Raw genomic sequence first — 22,694 nt, forward strand, 5'->3', positions numbered from 1 at the left:
CAAAGTATATGAATAACCAGTATCTCAACATCAATTTCATCCGTCATCTTAACGCATTTTACACACTAGTCCACGAGCACGAGCGACTACGTGCAAATGATATTAGCCTCTATATGGCACTATTTCAGTTATGGAATCTGGAGCATTTTCCTGAGTCCTTGATCATCAACAGGAGTTTAGTCGTAAAACTTTGCAAGATAGGCTCGCTCCACACATATACAGAATGCCTGAAGCGGTTGCACAATTTCGGTTTCCTGACGTATGAGCCGTCTGAGAGTCTTTTTTCACGCAGCGTGATAAAAATGCTACCGCTGGAAAAAAATGAATCATCTAAGCATGTTAAAAATGACACGCATATGGGTGGCAATAAAGACCCCGGTAAGGGTGGCAGTATTAACACACAGACGGTGTCAAATTTGACACACTTTAATAATAAACAAATAAACAATTTAATAAACGAGAGTAAAACAGCGCGCCCGCAAAAAGAAAGTAAAGATAAAATCGAGGTGCCGGAATTAGCGGAAATATGCACCTATTTCCTTGCCGCCGCGCAATCAGAAAAAGAAGCAGCGCTGTTTTATTTTCATTACAAAGCCATAGGCTGGACCATAAGCGGTACGCCGATCCTTGATTGGACAGCCGCCGCCGAAAAATGGATCAGCCGCATTCCATCATTCAAAAACAATACAATTGCAAATACAACATCAACAACCGGAGGACTCCGATCAGAAGAAGACAAACGTTACGATGAGCCCTTTTGATTACCACTACATGCTGAAGCAGGTAGAAGAGAAGGGCAGGGACCTGTATCGTTGTGATTTTGTTATTGATGATATCGACCGGCCCGTTATAACGAAACTGATCGCGTATTTTCTTCGTGATGGAGACGTCGCAGCAAAGGAGAAACTTGACCTGCATAAAGGCCTGCTTTTAACAGGGCCGGTAGGCTGCGGGAAAACATCGATCATGCGTATCCTGTCAAATTTCAGTTTGCCTGACCATCGACCGTTTCTTAAATCGTCTCAGGAGATAAGTCTCGAATTTACGGATCTCGGTAGTGACGTGATCCTGAAATACAGCAAAAGGGCATTTAATCCTTACAGACGGATGCCACATGTCCACTGCTTCGATGATCTTGGCTTTGAACCCCTCGTTAACTATTGGGGGAATAAGATCAATCTCATGGCTCAGATACTCTTCACCAGGTACAATCTGATGCATTCTCATGGGATGATCACACATGCTATAACACGATTAAATGCTGTTGAACTGGGAGCAATTTATGGCGATCACTTACGTAGCCGCATGCGTGAGATGTTTAACCTGATTGCTTTTCAGCCGGATTCGCGCGACAAAAGAAAGTAGTCGTAGTTAAGGATAACTACAGAAAAAACGGCCGGGTATTCTTGCCTGGCCTTCATCCCATCGAATTTCTGCGTTTCAAAAGCTATCTCCGTTCCTTAATAGACTAACAATAAAATACGTAAAACCCGCAATCCTGATTTGCGTAGCTTTAAACAAAAAACTATGGCAAGAACAAAGAATCCATTATTTAACGGCGTAAAAATAGGCCGTGGTAAAATAGCTCCGGGCTTTATACTGAAAAAGCGTAGAGGAAAGGCATTTATCAGCAAATGTCCCGATATGAGCAATGTCGTTCCTTCCGATTTGCAGCTTGTATATAAAAATCGATTCGGATGTGCTGTGGAATATGCAAAGAGCATTATCAGCGATCCTTTTAGGAAAGCTACATATAAGGTAAGGCGTGGCAGTACAGTATATCATTCTGCCATTAAAGACTATCTTGAAAATAATTGAGGATGCCTTTTGCTGGCAAATCCATCGCACCATGAAGGTGCCATTATAGACCTGTGCTTGTCAATAACCATTATCTCCCCCAATTTTACTAGCGTACTTTCCCGAATAAACTATGTCACTTTAGTCCCAATATCAGTATATCCGTTCATGCATACTTAAATTCAGAGAGGTATTCCTTTTTTCTTTATCGTGTATGTTTATATTCCGGAGAATAATCAGGATGTATCCGGTATGTATTCGTTACAGACGGCTTTGAGATGGCTTTATCTTACGTTCATCTTACGTTCAAAGACGTAAGATGAACGTAAGATAAAGCCATCTCAAAGCCGTCTGTAGCGAATCTAATAACTATGAAAATTTAAGTTTCAATTTGATCTCTAATAGTTATTTTTCAGTAAATTACAGGGATAATGTTGATCCTGTTCCTTGAACAAATTTTCATTTTAAAAGAAGCAACATGAAAGCTATTTCAATTAACCTGAGTGCTAACAAATCCATTCTCCGTAACACCATTACTGGTCAGTCTAAGCCCTTGCTACTACTGCATCTACTACTATACTCCCTACGCAGCTTCCACAGCTTTCTCTCTCTCTGTCTTAATCACGAATTGTTAACTACTATTCCGAAATCATATGAACAACCGTATGCTCATGCCCACCAAGGGCGGCATTCGAAAGATGATCAATAGCAATCAGATCATCTATATCAAAGTACATCTTACGAATAGCATTATTAAGTTTTCTGATGGCCATTCCCTGGTAATGCAGCTTAGCCTGAAACAATTTGAAGCACGCCTCCCACCTGAATTATTTTGCCGCACTCATAGGAATTATATCGTTTGTCTTGATCACGTTATAAGCGTGGCGGAAAGTCATATTGCCGTCACAGCTGAAAAAGAGGGAATTCCACTCAGCGAGAACTACAAAAAGAATTTTTACAGTCATTTCATTGTGATTTAAAGACAGCTCTTATGAGGCGATTTTCGGCTCTTATGAGCCAATTTCCCGTCCTCGTATAGTTTTTTTTGAGCTCCTTTAAATTCCTTCCTAACGTTGTGTTATCAATCACAGCCAAAGGGGCTGCACCCGCAACAGGAGAGAGGTGCCTCCTGTTGCACCCGGCGGTAGTGATTGTAACAAACCTTTATTTTAAAAATCTTAAAACTTTTAAATATGGCTTTTATAAAACAAAATAAAATGATGGAAGGAACGTCCGGTACTATTGGAAACGTAACCTTCAGCGTAAGAAAGGATAAAACAGTTTCCGGTCCCAGACGTGGCCCCAGCACGAAGCCGCCGACAGAAAATCAGGTAGCGGTTCAACTGAAATTCGAACGTTCTTTGGCGTATGCTCAGGAAGCAATGTCTGATCCTGTAAAGAAGTTGTTGTATGAAAAAGCAGCAACAGGTGGGCAAACAGCCTATAATGCTGCCTTCCGGGATGCAGCCAGGCCGCCCAGGATCCTGGAAATTGATACAAAAAAGTATCAGGGGCTCGTGGGTAATGTGATCAGAATCCTGGTGAAAGACGTTGTCCGTGTCGAATCTGTAAAGGTGACGATCCTGTCTGCGGCAGGTGCGGAGCTGGAACAGGGAGATGCTGTTCCGGGTACAGGTAACTTCTGGAACTATACGGTCACTGCGGCAAATGCGGCGTTACCAGGTACCCGTGTGGTCGCTACGGCAATGGACTTGCCTGGTAATACAACCGAGAAGACATCCACGATTTCCTAAAAGTGTAAACCAGCGTCCCGGTATTTAACCGGGGCGCTTTTTTTACATTAGAACTTACGTACTATGAAAATTTTGAGCGTTTATCCATATCACCATCAGAAGGTGTTAATTATCAAGTGTGTAAACACGCGACACCCACCGGAGCTGAAATGCAGCAGCCTTCACCCAGGTTTTCAATGGCGCGCCATTTTTCCCAGCAATTCCGGCAAATAATCCTTTAGATCCAATGGTTTCCTATCTAACAGCATTTCCAGGCAATCATCTGTTATATCTGTTTCCCCTTTTAAAATGGCGTCAGCTCCACTTACGATTAAATTGATCAGGGCGAGGGGGATACCAGATTGTTGCATGCCTTGTCTCATAGTTTCCAAAGAAATGGGAATGTATACAATCGGTTTGTCTGTAATGCTACTTAACAACCCTGCTATTTCGCTGAATGTATAAGAAGTGCGGGATGCGATTTCATAAGTCTTATTTTTGTGCATGGCCGGATTAGCCATTACGTTTGCCAAAGCCTCGGCAATATTCTTTCTTGCAACAAAGTTGACTTTTGCATTACCTGCCGGATAATACCAGGTACCGGTTTGAAGTGCATCCCCCATTAACATGGGGATTATTTCCCCGTAGAATGCATTCCTGAATATCGTATATGGAATTCCTGTTTGCTTTAACAGCTCTTCTGTATGAAAATGATCAATCGCCGGTTCAAAGGTAGAGGTTTCAGAAGCGTTCAGCATACTTGTATAAACAATATGTTTGACGTCATTTTCTTTTGCTGCCCGAAGTACATTTGCATGTTGTTGCAATCTGTTTTCGGTAGCATTTGTAGAGATAAACAATAAAGTATCCACTCCTTTAAAGGCATGTACGAGTGTAGGGAAGTCATTATAATCTCCCATCCGAACATCAATGTCGTTCCAATTTAGAGATGCGTCTCTTGCCATTACTGCAATAGGTGATGTAATATTTTTCGTCATTAAATATTCCATAGTATACCGGCCTAAATGACCAGTTGCGCCTGTTAGTAAGATCATAGTAGTTTCTTATTATTCATTTGAGTGAAATGTACCAACTTATATGTTACTTTGGTATGTTAAAAGTAAGATGGATCGGATTTAGAACCAATAAGGCACAAGTGTATAACTTACTTACATGAATGTTACTAATGCTAAAAATCAATTGAATAAAATGGAAAAAGGTTTAGAAAAATATATGGATCACGTAGATTGTCCCATTAGACAAATACTGGATCGCTTCGGAGATAAATGGTCAATTCTTGTTTTATGTCTGTTAAGTCACAGGGGAACGCTTCGTTTTAATCAGATCAGCAGTCATATCAGTGATATATCTCAGAGAATGCTGACACTTACCCTCCGCTCATTGGAAACAGACGGGCTTGTATGCAGGGAAATATTTCCTGAAGTGCCGCCCCGTGTCGAATATAGATTAACACCGCTAGGGAATAGCCTGGTTCCGTATATTGAAAAATTAGCTGAATGGGCAGCGCACAACATGCCTGAAATTATGAAGAATAGGGAGACGCGTAAATTATAAGTGTAAGCCGGGAGGTTAGCAGCCAACATGTGCATTTACAAATGGTGGAAGGTACAGATTGAGGTTGTTTTGGAAATAATTATTTGTATGAGACTTCCAAATATTCGATATTCCAGCTGCAAATGCATGGTCATGAGAAAATAAATACACTAAGCCCAAAGCTACGCGGCCATTATGCCTGCTATGGTATAAGCATATTCATCAGGATCTCCACCTGAGGCATTGTAAACTTATTTCCAAAGGTCATTCTGAATGCCGCTAACCCTTGTGTAGCTGCAACCAACATGACAGCGAGTTGTAATGGGTCGCCTTTTAGAAATACGCCTTCATGCTGTCCTGCTTTGATAATACTGGTGAGCAATTCCATGGATTTCAACTTGCGATTATTCAGAACGTCATTTTGAGAAGTATCCTTTGTCTCGAATTGTTGACCAATGATGATGAAGTAGCATATTTCAGGATGCTTTTGAACACCAGTCAAAAAGCCCTGGATGAAACCTTCAACTTTTTCTTTTGCGCCTATCCGCTGTTTTTTCAGGGAGTTTAACAGGGCAATCGACATATCCATAGCCTCGTTAGCTAATGCCAGATAAAGCTCATCTTTGGATGAATAATAGTGATACATTAAACCCAGGCTGATCTGCGCTTTTTCCGCTATTTCTTTGATATTAGTTCCAGCTAGCCCCTTTCGCGCAAAGAGCTCGAGTCCGGCTGTCTTTATTTTCCTGACGGCTTCCTGCCGCATTTCTTCAAACTGCTCTTTCGCCTTAGGCATTCGATGTATAATTGAAAAATTATTCAATGATAAGATTCTTTCCTGGGAAATAAAAAAAAAGTTAACCGGATCATGTTATATTTTTATGATTGAATAAAATTTCAATAATAAAAACCTATGGCAACTTTTGTAAAACATACTGCCTTATCTGCCGATGGCACCATCATTACCTACGACACAACCGGTCGCGGACCGGGACTTATTATCGTACATGGTGCGCTAAGCGATATGGAAGAATATACTCAATTGGCAATCGCTCTTTCCGGCAAGTTCACGATTCACCTGATGCAGCGACGTGACAGGCAGGGACAACGCGAAGTGTATAGCATTGAAAATGAATGTCAGGATTTACTGGCTATACAACAGGTCACTGGTGCCACATTCCTGTTCGGCCATAGTTTTGGCGGTCTGGTAGCATTGGAGACAGCTATATTATTTAATCCTTTTAAAAAGATAATTGTTTATGAACCAGGAGTTTCTATAAATGGGAATTGGGACTGGCTAACTGTTTATCAATCTGCAATTACAGGTAAAAAATACCGGACTGCTTTCACTGCATTTGTACAGGGTATGGGACACAGCCCACTTAGTAAGGCCCCGAGGTGGTTGGCAACATTCATTTTAAGAATAGCTATAAGAGGCAAAGATTGGCAACTGAAGAAAAAATTACTTGTAAGTAACCTGCGTGAACATCAGGAAGTTAAAAAGTTGGAGGGTAGTTATAAAAAGTACTCAACGATATCTATTCCCGTCTTATTAGCCGGTGGACAGGCAAGTCCTGATTTTATTGCTGATATGCTCAGTACATTGACACAAACAATTCCTCAATCGCAGGTGCTCATACTACCTGGTCTTCACCACCTGTCGCCTCAGAATAATGGGGCTCCAGCATTAATAGCTGACCATATCAGCGATTTTTTTGGTAGTCCGGTTGAATTTATTCAGAAGTTGGATGACAATTATTGACCTGATCATTCCACTAAGGCTACAATTATGCTACTTTGCTTTTGTTAATTAAGTTGTCTGTCCCTCCTGCTGTTTCAGGTCAGGATAACGGGAAACCAGTTCCTCGTGCAGAAGGCGCATACCACATACATATGTAGATACCAGGATCCTTTTACCCTTTCCCTTGTGAGGAACGATATGCAGATAGTTCCAGGCAAACTTGTATCCTTTTATGTCTTCCAGCAGGATCTCCCTGTTAACAAGTCTGGATACTTTACGGACGCTATGATTATTCCAAAAGATCTTTTCATCTACCTGTAGAATACCGCACACACAAACGCCAATAGCAATAAGGGATACCGGTAGAATGAAGAAGATACCTTTCCTGAGAAAAGGATCGAAGAATGAGTAGAGCAGCAGGCTAACAAATACGCATATCAGGGCGCCGAACATAATATAAGTGGCATTCCTCCAGCCGCGGGTTAAATAAAAAACGTCTTCCATAGAATGAGCATAAATATTTACTGTAAATATAGAGCTTGCCGGTTAAAATCCAACTTTTAACGTAGCAGTCACTTCCAGAATACGTGTGTCCTCATTTCAGAAGAAGTTGTATCTGGACCTGCTGATGGGGATTGCTGAAAAATTGAATTGGGAATTGATAGAAGAAAGTGAAGATGATGATGGAGAGGTAAGATCCCCAAATATGCGACAATTCTTAATGCAACGTGTAAACTATCCCATTGGGTAGGTTGCCTATCAGCGTAATCTGACTGGTATGCATATAGGTTTTTCGATAAATGATTAAAAGAGGCAATGTGTAAACGAACAGTACGGGTAAACAGGGCTTAACACTAGTAAGATAACATTTTCTGATTTTTCAGACAGCCGTAAACAATCGGAAGTGAACAGTTGTTTACAACCTGGATTTCAGCGTATTAACAGACCGTTAAAATACCAACACCATATTCATGATACCCAAACAAATTTCCACAGCAGGAAGCTTCTGAATAACCAAACTCCAAAACTCCATCATATGGCAACACAACAAATGGCTCAGGCTGCACGCCAGACCAGTGACGATGTGATCGAACACGCGTTCGACCAGACTACACGCTGGACACGTGATTATGTATTCGATATCCTGAAAGATCTGGGTATCCATTACATTTTCGGTGTACCAGGAACCAATGAAATTCCTATTATTGATGGTACCTCTTACCCGGAGAATGAAGTACGCTATATTGAGTGTCTTCATGAAAATATTGCCATTGGTGCCGCAATGGGATCTGCCCGGATGACCGGTAAACCAGGCGTACTGGTGGTACACGTTACCCCGGGTATAGCCCATAGCATAGGCAATCTGTTCAATGCTTGCCGTTCTCAGGTACCACTGGTGATTCTTTGTTGCCAGCAACAGAATGAACTGGTCACCCAGGAACCTCTACTGGCATCTAATCTGGTAGACCTTGCTAAACAGTACACTAAATGGGCGCATGAAGTGCGTACCCCTGATGAAATTCCATTAGTATTACAACGTGCTTTTAAAGAAGCCATGGCGCCGCCTAATGGTCCTGTATTCGTATCAATCCCATGGGACTTTACCATGGTAGCCATTGAAAATGAAGATAAGATCAAAGGTGTGACCCGCATATCTCCACATTTTACAGGAGATGATGCGTCTATCAAACAGGCAGCAGGTATTCTCGCAGCAGCTAACAATCCAGTCATAGTAGCCGGCGATGCAGTAGGTTATGCAGATGCCTGGACAGAATTGCAGGAATTGGCTGAACTGCTGGGTGCACCAGTAGTATTGCAAACCTTTAGCAGTCTGGCTAATTTCCCTAATAATGACTATCACTGGCAGGGAGAACTGCCCGGTAGTCAGGCGGGTATCCAGGGGGTGTTCAAAGATCATGATGTGGCATTCCTGGTCGGATTTGGCGCACAGGCACAGCTGGCCGTATATAAGTATTCCGACGGACCGCTATTCCCTCCTGAACTGAAACAGGTATACCTGACTAACAATACCTGGGATATTGCGAAGAACTATTACGGAGAAGCAGCAATTTTCGGTGATATTAAAGCAACACTGCCCATTCTGAACGGTTATATTAAGCCAACTCCTCCGGCAGGTGCTGCTGCCAGAAATGAACAGATGCGGTTGTTGTCTGTAAAAAGAACGGCGGACTGGGATGCGTATCTGCTGGAAGCTATGGGGCAGGAAGATATATGGTCTGTTGTTATCGCTAAAGCATTGAAAGAGGAGATTGAAGAAAGGAAACTGGTGGACAACTTCGTATATGTGCATGAAGCAGTATCCGATGGCGCTCCTTTTCAATATTATCTGCCATTCAGTACCAATGGTGCTAAACCAGTAAGCTATTACTGTGTAGCCGGAGGTTCATTAGGTTGGTCAATGCCGGCATCCCTGGGCATTAAACTGGAGAATGCCTCATCACAGGGTACAGGTACAAAACTGGTGATCAATGCAGTGGGAGATGGTTCTTCGCTGTTCTATCCGCAAACCTACTGGACGGCAGCACATGAGCAACTACCTATTCTATACATTATTACAAACAACCAGGAGTATCATACCCTGCAACTAGGCTTACAACAGGTAGTCGGTGCTTATGGCAGTGCGCCCGGCTATGGCTGGAAACCCAAAACGATGGACCCTCCATATCTGCGTCTCGAAAGACCAAAACTCGACTTCGTATCACTGGCGAAAGCCTTTGGCGGTGAGAACGGAGAAGTAGTGGAAACGCCGGGCGCCGTTAAGGCAGCGATCACGCGAGGCATTGATCATGTACTCACTCATACTACTTCTTATATATTGGATATGAGAATAGCTGGCAATACTCCAGCAGCTCCATCCACATCTGATACAATCGCCGCATATTACAGCAAGCAACCAGTATTGGATTATTTCCACCAGGATACAGTAAAAGCAAAACTGTTGTCTGCAGGTAATGGACATATACCATCCAACATTCCTTCAATTTTCTAAAACCATTAGCATTATGGCAAACGAACAAATCGATATCGCCATCGTAGGTGGCGGTGTTTCCGGAGTGTATAGCGCCTGGAAACTGAAAAAGCAATTCCCTGATCAGAAGATCGTTGTATTCGAAGGCAGCGATCATATTGGAGGACGTTTACTATCAGTGAAACCGCCTGAGATCCCTTATATGACTGCAGAACTGGGTGGTATGCGTATCCTGGAAAATACCCAGAAACTGATTGTAGGTCTTATTGACACGCTCAATGCAGAATTACCGCCTGCAGAACAGATCGTACGCTATGATTTTCCAGTAGATGAACCTCAGAATCTGGCATATCTGCGTGGTGAATACCTGCGCCTGGTTGACTTTGTAACCAGACCAGATAAAGTACCCTACAATATGTCATTCCTGGAAAAAGGAAATGGTCCGGGTACTATCATTGTTAACGCCATTGAACAGATTGTACCTGGTATCACTAATACTGAGCTGACAGAGGAGGAACGTCGTGAAATGACCCGGGAAGCTTCTTTTGATGGAGTGCCTTTATACCAATGGGGTTTCTGGAATCTGCTGTACAGAGTGATCAGCAGTGAAGGCTACCAGTTCAGTATGGATGCTGGTGGTTATGATTCTACCCTGGTGAACTGGAATGCAAGCGATGCTATTCCATGGTACCTATCAGACTTTGGTATCTCTCCAAAATACCAGGGCTTTACCAATGGTTTCCAACAGGTGCCTATTGCCCTGGCAGAGCTGTTTGAAAAAGATGGGGGAGAAGTTCGCCTGGAACATCAGCTCCGTGGATTTGATTATACAAACGGACAGTTTACACTCAATTTCGGTAATGGACAAACTATTATTGCAGGAAAACTGATCCTGGCTATGCCTCGTCGTGCCCTCGATCTGATACTGCCTAATAGTCCGCAGTTACAACTGATCCAGCCATTAATCAATAGTGTTACACCAAGACCACTGTTCAAACTCTTCACCACTTATGCGAATCCATGGTGGAGAATAGCTGGTTTTACAGATCCGGATGGACAATTTGTTCCGGTACAGTCAGGCCGTTCTGTAACTGACCTGCCTGTAAGACAAACATACTACTGGCCAAACAGTAATGGCACACCAGCCGAGAATGGCAGGGCGATGTTGCTGGCCAGCTATGATGATGGTAATAACGTAGGCTTCTGGGATGGACTAAGACCTCAACGTGCTGAAGCCTGGAAGGCAGGTCGTTCGCATTCAAAGATCGTTGATCCATTTATCGGAGATGATGATAGAAAGACAAATGGAAGGGACGCAGCTGCACAAGGTCAACTGAACCAGACATGGGATGAATACCAGGCTCCCCGTCGTATGGTGGATGAAGTAGCCCGTCAGTTGCAACAGATGCACGGACTGGATTATACGCCGCTGGTGAAGAGTGCTGCCTTCCGCGACTGGGGTGAAGATCCATATGGTGGCGGATGGAATAGCTGGAATATCGGTGTGAAGAGCTGGGAAGTAAGAGACCAGATCACATATCCGATAGCTGGTACACCATTATACATTTGTGGAGAAGCATATTCCGATGCACAAGGATGGGTAGAAGGCGCTTTGCAGACTGCAGAGATCATGTTGGCCAAATTCCTGGCACCATTGACGAGTGCTAAACAAACGAGTAATGTTAGTCAGCTGCAACCCAGCTGATAACTGACCTGGATTGTATGATATACTGACGGCAAAGCAGCTATTAAACTGTTTTGCCGTTTTTCATTTGGTTTTCCCTGGATTCCTGAGTCCCTCTGGCTAGCGTCTGTGGGAAGAGTATACGGATACAATAAATTCTCTATCTTCCGAATTAAGGTGATAATATCATTGTTAAGTATGTTGTTCAACCTCTGTTCATTTTTCTATTACATAGAAAATCGAGAAAATTTTCGCTTAAGTTTGGAATATACTATAGCGACGAAATTTTATAGATCAACAATTTCCACCTGCGCGAATACACCCAAATAATCTTTAAAATGTTGTCCTACTATTCATTTAATAAATCTCCCCAAAATGAAAAACGCGTTTCGAAAGGTCGTGTTCGTTACTTGTACACTGACCTCAATTATCAACCATTGACCATATGTTTATGAGTAATGATAAGAAATCAAACATAATTTCTTTTATTCTCGGAACATTAACATATGCTATCCCGTTTATAATTTTATCGGCTATTTTTCGTAAAGACTGGGATATCTTTATTGCATTAACAGCTATAATGGGGGGCATCTTGTTGGAAGTTTGGGATAGATATCGTGCTCGTAAGAGGAACTGATTTTTTATCGTCTTTAATAGAAAACTTACATATTTGTTGCTCACCAAACACCTGCAGCGTAAATGAACCTATTTTATCATCCTCTTCTTCCGGATCAGCATTGGGATTAATTTTTTCTATTCCATAAAAGCAGCAGCAGGACATTAAGCGCGGTAAGCAAGCATAAATATAAGATAGGTTTATGATGATACAGGCCCTTGCACATCCGGCTCAGGGATATCAGAACGGTTATCCATAAGAAGACGAAGGACAATTTATCTACCTTGGCGGAGCTATACCTGCCAGCAAGATACAGGAGCAAATGGCCAATTGCCATGTGAACAATGTACCAGGCAAGAAACTGTTTGCCTGCCAGATGATATGGGAACCAGCTGGCCAGGAACCAGCCACCATACAAACAAGGTAACAAGAGATAGCCAGCTATGGTCAGCAGGTAGCCTGCTTTATTTATTGGTACTATATTTCTTTCTTTCATAAGTCTGTTTTTGATTTAATCACCCTCCACATCCTCCGCAACCGCCACCACACCCGCCACCACACCCACTGCTACAGCTACTTCCGCAACTACTTCCACAACTACTGGTGTTGCTCCCATTCTTTTTTCTTTTCTCTTCGGTATTATTTCCTCGTGAGCCGGTTATGATCGATCCGATAACTATCATAAAACCTATGATAATGGGAGCAAACACGGTAGAGGTCTCGTTGCAGGCAGTAAGAAAGAAGAATGGCAGTAGGAGTGGAAGGAGGAATATTCTTTTTAAGAACCGGAGGAGAAAGTTGGTGGTGGCGTGTTTGTCATTCCAGTATTCAGGTGGTGGTTCTGCGTGAAACGTGTTGCGGTAAAGATCAAGCGTATCTGCCCGCCAGCTTTCGTGTTTATCTCTTTCCTGTGGCCCGCCTGCTGAAGGATGGTGATGGATATTGCGATTCAATGTTTTTCCGCAAAATTCTTCCCAGTAGCTCTGTGTGTAGATCAGGTGCAGATGCCATACCTCATCGATCACTTTGGAAGGGGAGGCGCCCTGTGGCGAGATACAACAGAGGAAAATGAACTTCCGGTATTCTTCTATGGCTTTCAACCCGAAATTGTAGTCCCATTTGTTCTCCCGGGCAAGCCTGCGTGAAAAGGGAAGCCGGGTATCAGGGGCATCGAAGGGAAAGGATAAGATCCTTTGCCATAGCAGCTCCTGTTCTTCCCAGGTAAGTGCTGTTGTTTGATTCATAACTGTTTGTTTCATTTGTCTTTTTTTATACTGATACAAAATTCCCCCTATTAGGGAAGATGGACGTATTGGAATTATCCTTTGGAGACTTATTTTCGTATTAAAATCGTATTATGACTACGAACGAACTGGAGCACCTCGAACGGATAATGAATTACATCGCCCACCATTTTATCAAAAAAAGCAGCTGGGAAGATGTGTCAAAGGCGGAATGGCTTTATATTTCAGCGGAATTCAACAAGTTAATGCAGAAAGGCAAGCAGCTGCCGGAAGAAGCTGCCTTCCTGGGGGATAATTATTTTTATGAGCACCTCATCATAAAAAGGCTGAAGGCTGCAAAGGCGGGAAAAGCATTGGCCGGCATCAGCAGCCCCAATTTTGGGAAAATGAATACCATAGCCGGAATACTGGGCTATGACAGCTATATGGATTTCCTCAGGAATGCCGCTACCGTTTTTAGTTTTCACGAACTTAAGATCAATATTCCGTCGGGAGTGGTCAACACCGCGTTATTGGACCACCTTACGGGATGTTGGTATTGCTATAACAGTAATCTGCCGCTGACGGGCCCCGGTGTTAAAGAGGAGAGAGTAAGGCGTTCAGCCATGGAGATCTATCAATCAGGCGATGAATACCTGGTGGAACGCAGCGGTAAGGACAATCATATGTATTACGGCAAGATCACTGCCTATGCCGACTACATTTTCATCATCATGAACAGTACTACTTTCATCCGCCAAAGACATTTTATTGGCCGGGTGAAAGACGCTACCCGTAAGCTGAAGCAAAAAGATTTCAGTGTGAACCAGATGAATTTTGTAAGTACTTGTGTTAGCTTCAGCGAAGACCCGGTAGCGCTGAACGAAATATTTGACCGCGTACCCGCAGGAGATTTTGAGAAGCTATCCGTTGATTTACCCCTAAGCAGCCCTGAATTGCCGTCTCATATCCTGCAACAGCTTAAGAATAAAGGCCTGCACCAGATCTCGGATTATTGATGTTGTAGAAGCTAACCGTTCGTGGATAAGGCCTTCTATTGATCACTCTGCCATTTATCTGTCGGTATTGTTACAAATAATTTTAGTAACTTTCCTTATGCCCCGATCCTCTAATTAAGGGGACAATCCAGCTATGAAACTTATTTTATTGCTGATGCTACTCGCATCTGCAGGTAAATCCCAGGCTGACAAGGTATATGTATGTAAATCTGGCACCAGCTATGCCTATCACAATAGGCTTTGTCAGGGATTACGAAAGTGTACCCACCGTATTGATACCGTTACTATACGCGAAGCTATGGCTACCGGGCATAAGAAACCTTGTGGGTATTGTTATGGGAGGTAGCATGTACATTGTTTGTCGATGGAGAACAGGAAGCGCGTTTAAATAAGCGGGGCATATGGGCAATGCCAAACCCTATTGCATCCTAAGACTGGAGGAAGGGGTAAATTAAGGAAGTCACTCTGTACTTCTAGCGGAGCTGTTCTCGTTAACTTTGCTATGGGCTTAAATATCAAGTATTTCACGATGAAAGAAACAACCCGAAGATTCACACTGATTGACCCTTGATAAATTAACATTAGTGAACTCTGAAAAATGGGTTCCCATAAGCATGAAGGCAAGCATATGCTTTGGGCGTCGGATATTCATTTTTAACAGCCGTATTGCCATCATAAACAGCATCTATCAGTTCCTTTCCAGAGTCAAAAGATTCTAGAAATGCAGGCAACCAAAACTTTACAATGGAGATGTTTAAAGCCCAAAACGGTGCTATCACGGCTTCATAGCCAGATTGGAGGGCTTCCCTTACCAGAGTTGCAACCCTATTTCTTAAAAAATCAGATCTCATTGATCCGGAATGACAAACGAAAAGTATTAGTATTTTCCCTGATCCAATTACACCTTTTATGTCAACAATTGACAGTCTTCCTTCTTCGCTTTTTGCATGGAACGCTGGAAAGGTGTTAATATCTTCACTTCCATGTGCTGCAACAATATTCAGGTCGGATTGCAATTGTTTAGATGGAACTTTTGTAGTGGCAATATCAAACTTGTGTGTGTTGATAGTATCTTCAATATAGCTATATAGATAATTTAAAGCCATGTCACCTGAATCAGTTGGTATCCAGATGGATTTTGAATATTTTTTGGGTAAAGTTTGATTTGACCGTCCCATAATCCATTCGGTGGATAAAATGTTAAACGTTGGGATTAAGCTGGAAATAAATTGGCCTGATTTGTTAATTAATAGATTGTGTGGAAATCGAGCAAGCTCGTAATCTTTGATTATCAGCAATCTTTCAATAGATTGTATGTCTATGGATGTAGATTGCAGATCGGCAGCGAGAAGTATTTCTTCCGAAATGAGCTCCTCTTCTGTTTTATGAGCATTACCTCCGCTTATAAGCCTTTTATATTCGACAAATGGTAGCGTATTAATGTTTGCCTCATACCAATTATTTATCGCTGATATTGTAAAAATGGCATCTTGATGGAATAAAAACATTTCGTTTTGGCATGTCATTGGCAAAACTTCAACTTTGTTAGTACCGAGCCAGAGAATTGTATGATTATCAAGTGATTTAAAATAATGTTTTATGTTTTCAAAGGAATAATAAACTTCTTCGAAGTTCTTTTTTCTATTCCACAATGGTAATGTGGCATTGATAGTCGTATTTTTGAAACATATGGTAAAATCTGCATTTACTATCATGCATAAAAGATATTCTTCTGGATTTCTTACTTTGAAAGATTTGACAATAAGTTGATCTGAAATAAATCTAGCATGCGTATTATCCGTCGCAAAATCTACTCCTGTTATAGTTGCACTTAAGTCTGTGAGTGATGTTTTTAAGCGTTGGCTCAATTTTTCGATTGTTCCTTCAAATATATCTTTGATGCCTATAGCGTTGTCGGGACCAACAATTTTTTCAAAGACGGAAATATACATTTTGGATTCCTCGATTCCAGTATGGCTAGTGGGGTAGTAATGTATGATATTATATAATAATGTAATCCACTGCATGATATTTGGTACTCCGCTTGGAATAATTTCTTCCCTATGTTTATTTAAGTAGTCAACAACTGTTGATGGTAGAAGAGCTTCTTCATTACCCAACAAACACGTGAAATAAATATAGGTTAGGGCATGCTCATTAAGTGCCCAATTTTTTGGACGATTTCTATATATATCTATTGCAAGAGAATATATTTTGCAGTTGCGATATAGTTTCATAGTTTGAGATATCAATATTTGATACCAATAATCAGAAATTTTCCCCTTTGTTATTGCAGATGTCATGGCGCAAATTGAATAGTGCAATGCTTGGGCTGCAGCCCCTGTACTGGCGTATACCTTAAATGCCAGATTGTAACCTAGATCAATTTTATGATCAAAGTATCCGCAAACTAAAGCATCTTCTGCGATGCCCCTAGAAAGTTGATAGTCTCCAGCTCTATAAAGTAAATCAATATATGAGTCTAGTAATACATAAAAGCTGTCCTCCTTTTTTTCTGTTATACATATGTTTCTAACGATTGAGAGCTGTATGAAGAATGATTCAATCTCGTTATCGCTGAGACGAAACTGTCCGTTATGTAAATTGAGACATTTGATAAGTAAGCTACCTATTTCTTTCCTTTCTGAAATGGTTAACTGCAAATCTATAAAGTCTGATATTCTATATTTTGAGATGCCAGACTGTCCCATTTTAGCAATTGCTTTTTGTACGATTTTGAATTGTTCGTTTGTGTCTAGTTCTCCTATCCAAAAACTGAGATTCAATCGTTCTATTTCTAATGACTGTAACTTGTTGTAGAGGAAACCTTGGCAAGAACTGAGGTGTGCTACACTTTTTATTCCGTGTTTTTCATATACTTGAAATAGCTCTGATCCCCATTTTTTTTGAATATCATAAGAAGATATGAACTCTTGACTTATCTCGCTTATTAGTGTAATAATTTTTGTTTCGTGTTCATTAGAATTGTGAAGTACTTCTTCGGTTAGGTACCGATCTAATGTCTTAATTCGATCCTGCATAAATTTTATTTTGTTTGGGATGTTTGCTATTTGGTATATCGATTTGTATAAATAAACGGTCGTTGGAGTTATATGATATCTATAACTGCGAAACAGGTAATTATTTGCCCTTGTAGGTCTTTCTATTATTTATCCTGTCGGTATAGTGGTGACTTCCTTCGGTCTTGAAATTACTCCGCTAAGTACTGACCGACAGTTTAAGGGAGAAGAGCGGTGGACCTCTCATCAGTCCCAGATAAGGTATGTTCAATACTGGTCTTGTCTTAAGCCTGCGCCAAGATCCTTTCGCCTATGGCGGCGATGCTGTTACGATCTCGGAGACCATAGGGCGATAATAGTGGCTTATAATACTGAAAAATTATATATTAAAAAGTAAGAAGTGAATAACTAATCATTAACAAAATTGTCTTTTTTTTATGGAGGAAGTATTTATCATTCCTACAGTGAAGGTAAAAGCAAGAGCTATCAGATATGAAATGAAATCGGAGAAGAGATTTAATAGTATGTCGTTAAATACGTCCATTAAAACGAATATACTGAATTCGGTTTAGAATATCCAAATTTTAACCCTTGCTTCTGTTACTATGTCTTTGCAGGTTCTCCTGTCCCTGCAGAATCTATGAGCGCTATCGCCATGTGATATACAGAAGGACCCTCGGTTATATTGCATACCTTGATATTGCTGGGCAGATCGTTTACAATCGGCGGGCTGGTTTTTTCGATAACATTCTTCAAGAGAATATGGCTTAGTAGTAAGGTTATGTAGATTTGGTGATGTCATTTTGATTTGATCTTTTTCATTAACACAGTATTAACTTCTTGGCAAAGAATATGCTTTATCTTCATTCATAGAAACAATCATTCTCTATCTCAAAATAAACACTTATCAATCTATGGAATAATGTTTTTGTGCCCCAGTTTCTTTTCCATCAGGAATAAGTAACCCCTTTATTGGTCATATTAGCTGCAGTAAATGATACATTTATTGCGGACGATCCTGTAACCCATTTGGCTCGTTAGCGCACAAAGTATGCTGCCGAAGGCGTATACACAATTAATGCTGCTTCTTAATTACATGATGGTTCGCTTACGGCGATATCAGGTAAATCCACTATAACTATTTCAAAAAAATTCAATGAAAAAGACTTTACTGTTAGCTGTACTTAGCATAAGTGCAGGTGTCTCCTTTGGACAAAATACGTTCCCTGCCTCTGGAAATGCCGGAGTAAATACGACCGCACCAGAATACAACCTGGACGTGAATGGCACTTTTAACGCCAATTCCTTATATCTTGCTAAACAACTGTTGCTACCACAGGTGGCCTCTACTCAGGAGAGAGGTATAGCTAACTTACTACTTCCTGGCTTACGTGCAAGCAAGGTTATGCAGAGGGATGAACAATTTGAAAATGGTACTAACGAGATTGTGGTTTATAACAATTCGGGCAATGGTACGGTTGCTATAAATCGTGTTGCAGCATCCGGACTACCCAACACTTCCGGCTATTGTTTAGAGATTACACATACGGGTGCTGCATCGCCCGGAATAGGTGGATATTACCAACCTTCTATGAGTGGTCAAAATAAGACACTGGTGCATCTTTTCCGTGCGAAAGTACCGGTTGGTTACGCGCTCAATTTTGCCGCCAATGCGCTCGGTACCGGTGGCAGTCGTCAGTGGCTTACTAACAATGTAGGTACCGGCAAATGGGAAGATTATGCGATTTTGATCGTGTGCGGTTATGCTGGTCCATTTGGAACTGGTGGTTATGTTTTCCTAACTGGTAATACCCCCTCAGCAGGTGCTCCTGTAGTATGGCAGTTGGCTTCATCTGCTATGTATGATCTCAGCGATGTTGGTGACAATAGGATCGAAAATCAACAATCTATGGATCAAATCGCAGATCTGAGAATAACGGGAAATGGCTTTATGGGTGGTAATGTTGGTATCGGTACTACCGATACTAAAGGATATAAGCTGGCTGTAAATGGTACCGCAGTGTTTAACAAAGCAGTAGTAAAATTGTATAGTAGCTGGCCAGATTATGTTTTTAAACCCGGTTACCTGCTTCCTTCTCTTTCTGAATTAGAAGCCTATATTAAAAAAGAACAGCACTTGCCGCATATTCCTTCCGAAAAGCAGGTGGCTGATACAGGAATAGATCTGGCAGAGAACCAAAAGGCGCTGGTGAAGACCGTAGAAGAGCTAACGCTATATATTCTTCAACTGAAGAACGAAATAGATGCACTAAAAGCCGCCCGTAACTAATTGTTCATCTGAAAAGCTGATCACCATGAAACTTTTCACCTTCTGGTTGGCCGCAGGGCTTGCCATAGGCGTTCAGCAAATATTGGCGCAAAGTAATGGCCAGGTCGGCCTGTTACAGCAAGTCGCCACCACAGCTCCGGATAGCATATCTAAGCTACCATCAAAATACCTGACACGGTTAAGCGCCAAATCAGCTAAAATGGAGCATATCCTAAACAGACAGTCTGATAAGGCCCTTTCCAGGCTTAATAAATTGGAGCAAAGAATAAAAAGAAAGTTAAGAGGGAGGGTCAATCCTGAATTGCTTTCGCTGCTTTCAGATTCTTCTTACCAGGGCTTTACAGAGAAAGCGTTTCCTGTAAAGGGGTTAGCTGGAAATCCCTATCTTGATAGTCTCCAATGCACTTTCCGTTTTCTCGGAGCACATCAGGAACTACTATCGCATTCGAAGCAGGAACTGTCAAAAGCGATCAAAGGTATAAACGCGCTAGGAGGAGAATTGGAGAGAGTCAAAGAGATTAAAGCGTTCATCTGCAATCGTAAAAGGTTATTCCAGCAGCAGTTGTCAGGCTATGGTGATATTCAAAAATACCTCGCAAAATATAACAAGGAGGCCTACTATTATAGCGCCCGGATACGCGAATACAAATCGCTGTTAAACGACCGTAGTAAAATAGAAAGCAAAGCACAGGATGTTTTACGCAAACTGCCTGCCTATAAAGATTTCATCAAACGAAATTCAGCGCTGGCCTCTTTCTTCAATCTTCCTTCTGCAACTGGTGCTGCCAGCAGTCTTGAAGGGTTACAGAACAGAAGCATGATAGAGGCATTGTTACAACAAAGATTGGGAACTAGTGGCATGGCCAGCCAAGTAATGCAGCAACAAATGCAAACGGCTCAAAGCCAGTTCAATGCGCAGGCAGCTATTCCTGGCATAACTACCATAAGGAACACTATCAGTAATCAGATGAGCGCCGCTCGCAGCCGGATGAATGAATTGCGGCAGAACTACCCTGATCTGGACGATGCGGCTGAAATGCCAAACTTCACCCCTTCCCCTTTAAAGGCAAAACGATTTTGGCAACGGATGGAATGGGGCGGTAACATTCAGTTTCAAAAGTCAACCTACTATTTCCCCGCCACTTCCGATATCGCCGTCCAGACAGCCTATCTTTTTCATAAGAATGGATCAGTAGGAGCAGGGCTTACGTATCAACTGGGATTGGGTACTGATTGGGCGCATATTCGCTTTTCCCATTCCGGCATGGGTATCCGTTTTTTTCTTGACTGGAGGTTAAAGAGCACGTACTTTTTGAATGGAGGCTTCGAGTTAAACCGTTTGTCAATAAAAACAGTGAATGGCAGTCCTGTGGACTGGCATGGTTGGCGAACGGCTGCTCTTGCGGGCATTAGCAAAAAGTACAAGATCAATGCACGCTTGAAAGGAAATATTATGGTACTGTATGATTTTCTGGCCCCACTGCAGGTACCTAAAACCAATGGTCTTAAGGTCAGATTCGGCTATTCATTATAACCCCAGGATTCCATTTGCTCATCCCGTTAGAAAATAAATAAACCGATCCCCAATTACAAAACAGGTAAATATGAGATACCTATATTTTATGGCCTTGCTACTGCTTTCTTCCTTGAAGATAGTGGCGCAGGAGGCTCCCAATATGAACAACAATATTTCCGGGTCAGCAGCAGCTACCGCGTCAGGAAAACAAATAAATATCCCCGTCAATTATTTCACAGGTATACCCAATATCAGTATTCCCATTCACAGCTATATGAGAAGCGGCATTTCCACCAACGTTTCCCTTGACTATTTCGCTGGCGGCATAAAGGTTGACGAACCGGCATCCAACGTAGGCTTAGGATGGCAGTTAAGTGCAGCGGGAATCATCACGAGAAACCGACGCGGTCTTCCGGATGACTTTCCAGGCCGTGGTTTCCTGTATACGCCAGAAGTGGATCCAGGTTCAAGAACTGGCCGGGACCCTAAACGATACACTTATGAAAATTACGGAACCGATTCTATTGACAGTGAACAGGATATTTTCCAGTACACTATTGGAGGAAGGACAGGTACCTTTTTGATTGGGAAAAATGGACAAGTGGTTACCATTCCCAAGCAGAACATCAAAGTACGGTGGAAAACCGGTTCTCTAACCAATGTAGATGCCAGTAACATTACTGAGTTTACTATCATCTTTGAAGATGGGAGCCGGTACTTATTCTCTACGCCGGAGATCACTACCCATCAACTCTCTGTTCATGATTATTATAGCAGATCTTACGTTTCTGCCTGGCACCTTAGTTTCATTACCTCCACCTATGCGGAGGATACCATTCAATTCAAATACAAAACTGTGTTAACTGACAAGACTCTTCCACAGGTGGCCAGCCGTTTTGAGCGGGCAGGGGAGTCGCCAGTCAATTACAACAACAGCCAGTATGTAAGGGTGGAGCAAAAATATCTGGAGCAAATTGTGTTTCCCTATAAAGTAACCCTGAACTTTTTGTACGATACCGCAGGAAGGGCCGATGCCAAACGGGAATACGCACTTAAAAATATTGAGTTGCGGGACACTGTATTGCGAATGGGGTATAAGCTGGAGTACCAGTATTTCTCCGATAATGGCACCGTATATCCTTATGGTAGCACCGCTTCCGCTATATCTAAGCTAAGGCTGCAGCGATTGAGCACCTATACACAGTTCAGAACCTTGTATCCATACGAGTTCAGCTACGCCAATCTGAAGGTGCCGAAAATAAATAACTTTTCGCAGGACAATTGGGGTTATTTCAATAATAAACCTAATACCGATCTCATTCCCGCTGTGGGCGCTTATACAGGAGCAGACCGGGAGCCTGATAGTGTTTATGCCCGTTCAGGCATTCTTACGGCTATTAAGTATCCCAGCGGGGCAAAAACAACGTTTATTTACGAGGGTAATGAACGTAAGAATTACTTCTATCAAGAGAATGAGACGGCGATTATTGGTTCATACCCCGACTATATACA

The 22,694-nt window shown here is 42.0% G+C and carries 19 protein-coding genes; 13 read left to right on the plus strand and 6 right to left on the minus strand.

The window, feature by feature from the left end; all coding sequences use genetic code 11:
• The first annotated feature begins 8 nt into the window (after positions 1-8).
• The 5 genes from F3I09_RS29830 to F3I09_RS29850 all read left to right on the plus strand — a co-directional run bounded on the left by F3I09_RS29830 (position 9) and on the right by F3I09_RS29850 (position 3,551).
• Positions 9-761: a hypothetical protein gene (locus F3I09_RS29830; protein ID WP_149698708.1), complete on the plus strand. Its 753-nt coding sequence runs from the start codon at positions 9-11 to the stop codon at positions 759-761.
• The gene (locus F3I09_RS29835; protein WP_149698709.1) at positions 748-1,365 is read left to right on the plus strand and encodes an ATPase; all 618 of its coding nucleotides are present in this window, start codon (positions 748-750) and stop codon (positions 1,363-1,365) included. The genes F3I09_RS29830 and F3I09_RS29835 overlap by 14 nt, the downstream gene beginning before the upstream one ends.
• Positions 1,366-1,527: 162 nt before the next feature.
• Entirely contained in the window at positions 1,528-1,818 is a 291-nt protein-coding gene (locus F3I09_RS29840) for a hypothetical protein (protein ID WP_149698710.1), read from the plus strand.
• Positions 1,819-2,450: 632 nt separating this feature from the next.
• The gene (locus tag F3I09_RS29845) at positions 2,451-2,777 is read left to right on the plus strand and encodes a LytTR family DNA-binding domain-containing protein (RefSeq protein ID WP_149698711.1); all 327 of its coding nucleotides are present in this window, start codon (positions 2,451-2,453) and stop codon (positions 2,775-2,777) included.
• A 213-nt stretch (positions 2,778-2,990) separates the two neighbouring features.
• Positions 2,991-3,551 (plus strand): hypothetical protein, encoded by a 561-nt coding sequence (locus F3I09_RS29850; protein WP_149698712.1) that lies wholly within the window; start codon positions 2,991-2,993, stop codon positions 3,549-3,551.
• Positions 3,552-3,724: 173 nt separating this feature from the next.
• On the opposite strand, the gene F3I09_RS29855 is transcribed toward F3I09_RS29850, so the two are convergent.
• Positions 3,725-4,585, minus strand: a complete 861-nt coding sequence (locus F3I09_RS29855) for an SDR family oxidoreductase (protein ID WP_149698713.1) — start codon at positions 4,583-4,585, stop codon at positions 3,725-3,727.
• Between the two features lie 118 nt (positions 4,586-4,703).
• Here F3I09_RS29855 and F3I09_RS29860 point away from each other — a divergent pair, with 118 nt between their 5' ends.
• Positions 4,704-5,105 (plus strand): helix-turn-helix domain-containing protein, encoded by a 402-nt coding sequence (locus tag F3I09_RS29860; protein WP_223233436.1) that lies wholly within the window; start codon positions 4,704-4,706, stop codon positions 5,103-5,105.
• 181 nt (positions 5,106-5,286) lie between these two features.
• Here F3I09_RS29860 and F3I09_RS29865 read toward each other — a convergent pair whose 3' ends face one another.
• Positions 5,287-5,880: a TetR/AcrR family transcriptional regulator gene (locus F3I09_RS29865; protein WP_149698714.1), complete on the minus strand. Its 594-nt coding sequence runs from the start codon at positions 5,878-5,880 to the stop codon at positions 5,287-5,289.
• Between the two features lie 117 nt (positions 5,881-5,997).
• Here F3I09_RS29865 and F3I09_RS29870 point away from each other — a divergent pair, with 117 nt between their 5' ends.
• Entirely contained in the window at positions 5,998-6,846 is an 849-nt protein-coding gene (locus tag F3I09_RS29870; protein ID WP_149698715.1) for an alpha/beta fold hydrolase, read from the plus strand.
• Between the two features lie 48 nt (positions 6,847-6,894).
• On the opposite strand, the gene F3I09_RS29875 is transcribed toward F3I09_RS29870, so the two are convergent.
• Positions 6,895-7,329: a hypothetical protein gene (locus F3I09_RS29875; protein ID WP_149698716.1), complete on the minus strand. Its 435-nt coding sequence runs from the start codon at positions 7,327-7,329 to the stop codon at positions 6,895-6,897.
• A gap of 532 nt (positions 7,330-7,861) precedes the next feature.
• Here F3I09_RS29875 and F3I09_RS29880 point away from each other — a divergent pair.
• Positions 7,862-9,835 (plus strand): thiamine pyrophosphate-binding protein, encoded by a 1,974-nt coding sequence (locus F3I09_RS29880; protein ID WP_149698717.1) that lies wholly within the window; start codon positions 7,862-7,864, stop codon positions 9,833-9,835.
• A 13-nt stretch (positions 9,836-9,848) separates the two neighbouring features.
• Positions 9,849-11,519, plus strand: coding sequence for an FAD-dependent oxidoreductase (locus F3I09_RS29885; protein ID WP_149698718.1), 1,671 nt, complete (start codon positions 9,849-9,851; stop codon positions 11,517-11,519).
• 722 nt (positions 11,520-12,241) lie between these two features.
• On the opposite strand, the gene F3I09_RS29890 is transcribed toward F3I09_RS29885, so the two are convergent.
• Complete coding sequence (locus F3I09_RS29890) at positions 12,242-12,610, minus strand: hypothetical protein (protein ID WP_149698719.1); 369 nt, start codon at positions 12,608-12,610, stop codon at positions 12,242-12,244.
• A gap of 19 nt (positions 12,611-12,629) precedes the next feature.
• Positions 12,630-13,358, minus strand: a complete 729-nt coding sequence (locus tag F3I09_RS29895; RefSeq protein ID WP_149698720.1) for a hypothetical protein — start codon at positions 13,356-13,358, stop codon at positions 12,630-12,632.
• A gap of 113 nt (positions 13,359-13,471) precedes the next feature.
• Between F3I09_RS29895 and F3I09_RS29900 the strand changes: the two genes are divergently transcribed.
• Positions 13,472-14,356, plus strand: a complete 885-nt coding sequence (locus F3I09_RS29900) for a hypothetical protein (RefSeq protein ID WP_149698721.1) — start codon at positions 13,472-13,474, stop codon at positions 14,354-14,356.
• 581 nt (positions 14,357-14,937) lie between these two features.
• On the opposite strand, the gene F3I09_RS29905 is transcribed toward F3I09_RS29900, so the two are convergent.
• Positions 14,938-17,397 carry a hypothetical protein gene (locus F3I09_RS29905; protein WP_149698722.1) on the minus strand — a complete coding sequence of 820 codons (2,460 nt, stop codon included), beginning with the start codon at positions 17,395-17,397 and terminating at the stop codon, positions 14,938-14,940.
• A 1,135-nt stretch (positions 17,398-18,532) separates the two neighbouring features.
• On the opposite strand from F3I09_RS29905, the gene F3I09_RS29910 reads away from it, so the two are divergent.
• The 3 genes from F3I09_RS29910 to F3I09_RS29920 all read left to right on the plus strand — a co-directional run.
• A complete protein-coding gene (locus F3I09_RS29910) occupies positions 18,533-19,666 on the plus strand; it encodes a hypothetical protein (RefSeq protein ID WP_149698723.1) in 1,134 nt (377 codons plus the stop codon).
• Positions 19,667-19,691: 25 nt separating this feature from the next.
• A complete protein-coding gene (locus F3I09_RS29915; protein WP_149698724.1) occupies positions 19,692-21,200 on the plus strand; it encodes a hypothetical protein in 1,509 nt (502 codons plus the stop codon).
• A gap of 70 nt (positions 21,201-21,270) precedes the next feature.
• A partial coding sequence (locus F3I09_RS29920) for a hypothetical protein (RefSeq protein WP_149698725.1) occupies positions 21,271-22,694 on the plus strand: 1,424 nt, incomplete at its 3' end.

The organism is Chitinophaga sp. CF418 (assembly GCF_900142925.1).
GTDB lineage: Bacteria > Bacteroidota > Bacteroidia > Chitinophagales > Chitinophagaceae > Chitinophaga.

Excerpts from the sequence above, each read along its gene's own strand:
- F3I09_RS29905 (WP_149698722.1), bottom strand. The coding sequence starts at position 17,397 with ATGCAGGATCGAATTAAGACATTAGATCGGTACCTAACCGAAGAAGTA.
- F3I09_RS29845 (WP_149698711.1), top strand. The coding sequence starts at position 2,451 with ATGAACAACCGTATGCTCATGCCCACCAAGGGCGGCATTCGAAAGATG.
- F3I09_RS29840 (WP_149698710.1), top strand. The coding sequence starts at position 1,528 with ATGGCAAGAACAAAGAATCCATTATTTAACGGCGTAAAAATAGGCCGT.
- F3I09_RS29885 (WP_149698718.1), top strand. The coding sequence starts at position 9,849 with ATGGCAAACGAACAAATCGATATCGCCATCGTAGGTGGCGGTGTTTCC.
- F3I09_RS29830 (WP_149698708.1), top strand. The coding sequence starts at position 9 with ATGAATAACCAGTATCTCAACATCAATTTCATCCGTCATCTTAACGCA.
- F3I09_RS29835 (WP_149698709.1), top strand. The coding sequence starts at position 748 with ATGAGCCCTTTTGATTACCACTACATGCTGAAGCAGGTAGAAGAGAAG.
- F3I09_RS29890 (WP_149698719.1), bottom strand. The coding sequence starts at position 12,610 with ATGAAAGAAAGAAATATAGTACCAATAAATAAAGCAGGCTACCTGCTG.
- F3I09_RS29915 (WP_149698724.1), top strand. The coding sequence starts at position 19,692 with ATGAAACTTTTCACCTTCTGGTTGGCCGCAGGGCTTGCCATAGGCGTT.
- F3I09_RS29855 (WP_149698713.1), bottom strand. The coding sequence starts at position 4,585 with ATGATCTTACTAACAGGCGCAACTGGTCATTTAGGCCGGTATACTATG.
- F3I09_RS29865 (WP_149698714.1), bottom strand. The coding sequence starts at position 5,880 with ATGCCTAAGGCGAAAGAGCAGTTTGAAGAAATGCGGCAGGAAGCCGTC.
- F3I09_RS29900 (WP_149698721.1), top strand. The coding sequence starts at position 13,472 with ATGACTACGAACGAACTGGAGCACCTCGAACGGATAATGAATTACATC.
- F3I09_RS29860 (WP_223233436.1), top strand. The coding sequence starts at position 4,704 with ATGAATGTTACTAATGCTAAAAATCAATTGAATAAAATGGAAAAAGGT.
- F3I09_RS29880 (WP_149698717.1), top strand. The coding sequence starts at position 7,862 with ATGGCAACACAACAAATGGCTCAGGCTGCACGCCAGACCAGTGACGAT.
- F3I09_RS29850 (WP_149698712.1), top strand. The coding sequence starts at position 2,991 with ATGGCTTTTATAAAACAAAATAAAATGATGGAAGGAACGTCCGGTACT.
- F3I09_RS29870 (WP_149698715.1), top strand. The coding sequence starts at position 5,998 with ATGGCAACTTTTGTAAAACATACTGCCTTATCTGCCGATGGCACCATC.
- F3I09_RS29910 (WP_149698723.1), top strand. The coding sequence starts at position 18,533 with ATGAAAAAGACTTTACTGTTAGCTGTACTTAGCATAAGTGCAGGTGTC.
- F3I09_RS29895 (WP_149698720.1), bottom strand. The coding sequence starts at position 13,358 with ATGAATCAAACAACAGCACTTACCTGGGAAGAACAGGAGCTGCTATGG.
- F3I09_RS29875 (WP_149698716.1), bottom strand. The coding sequence starts at position 7,329 with ATGGAAGACGTTTTTTATTTAACCCGCGGCTGGAGGAATGCCACTTAT.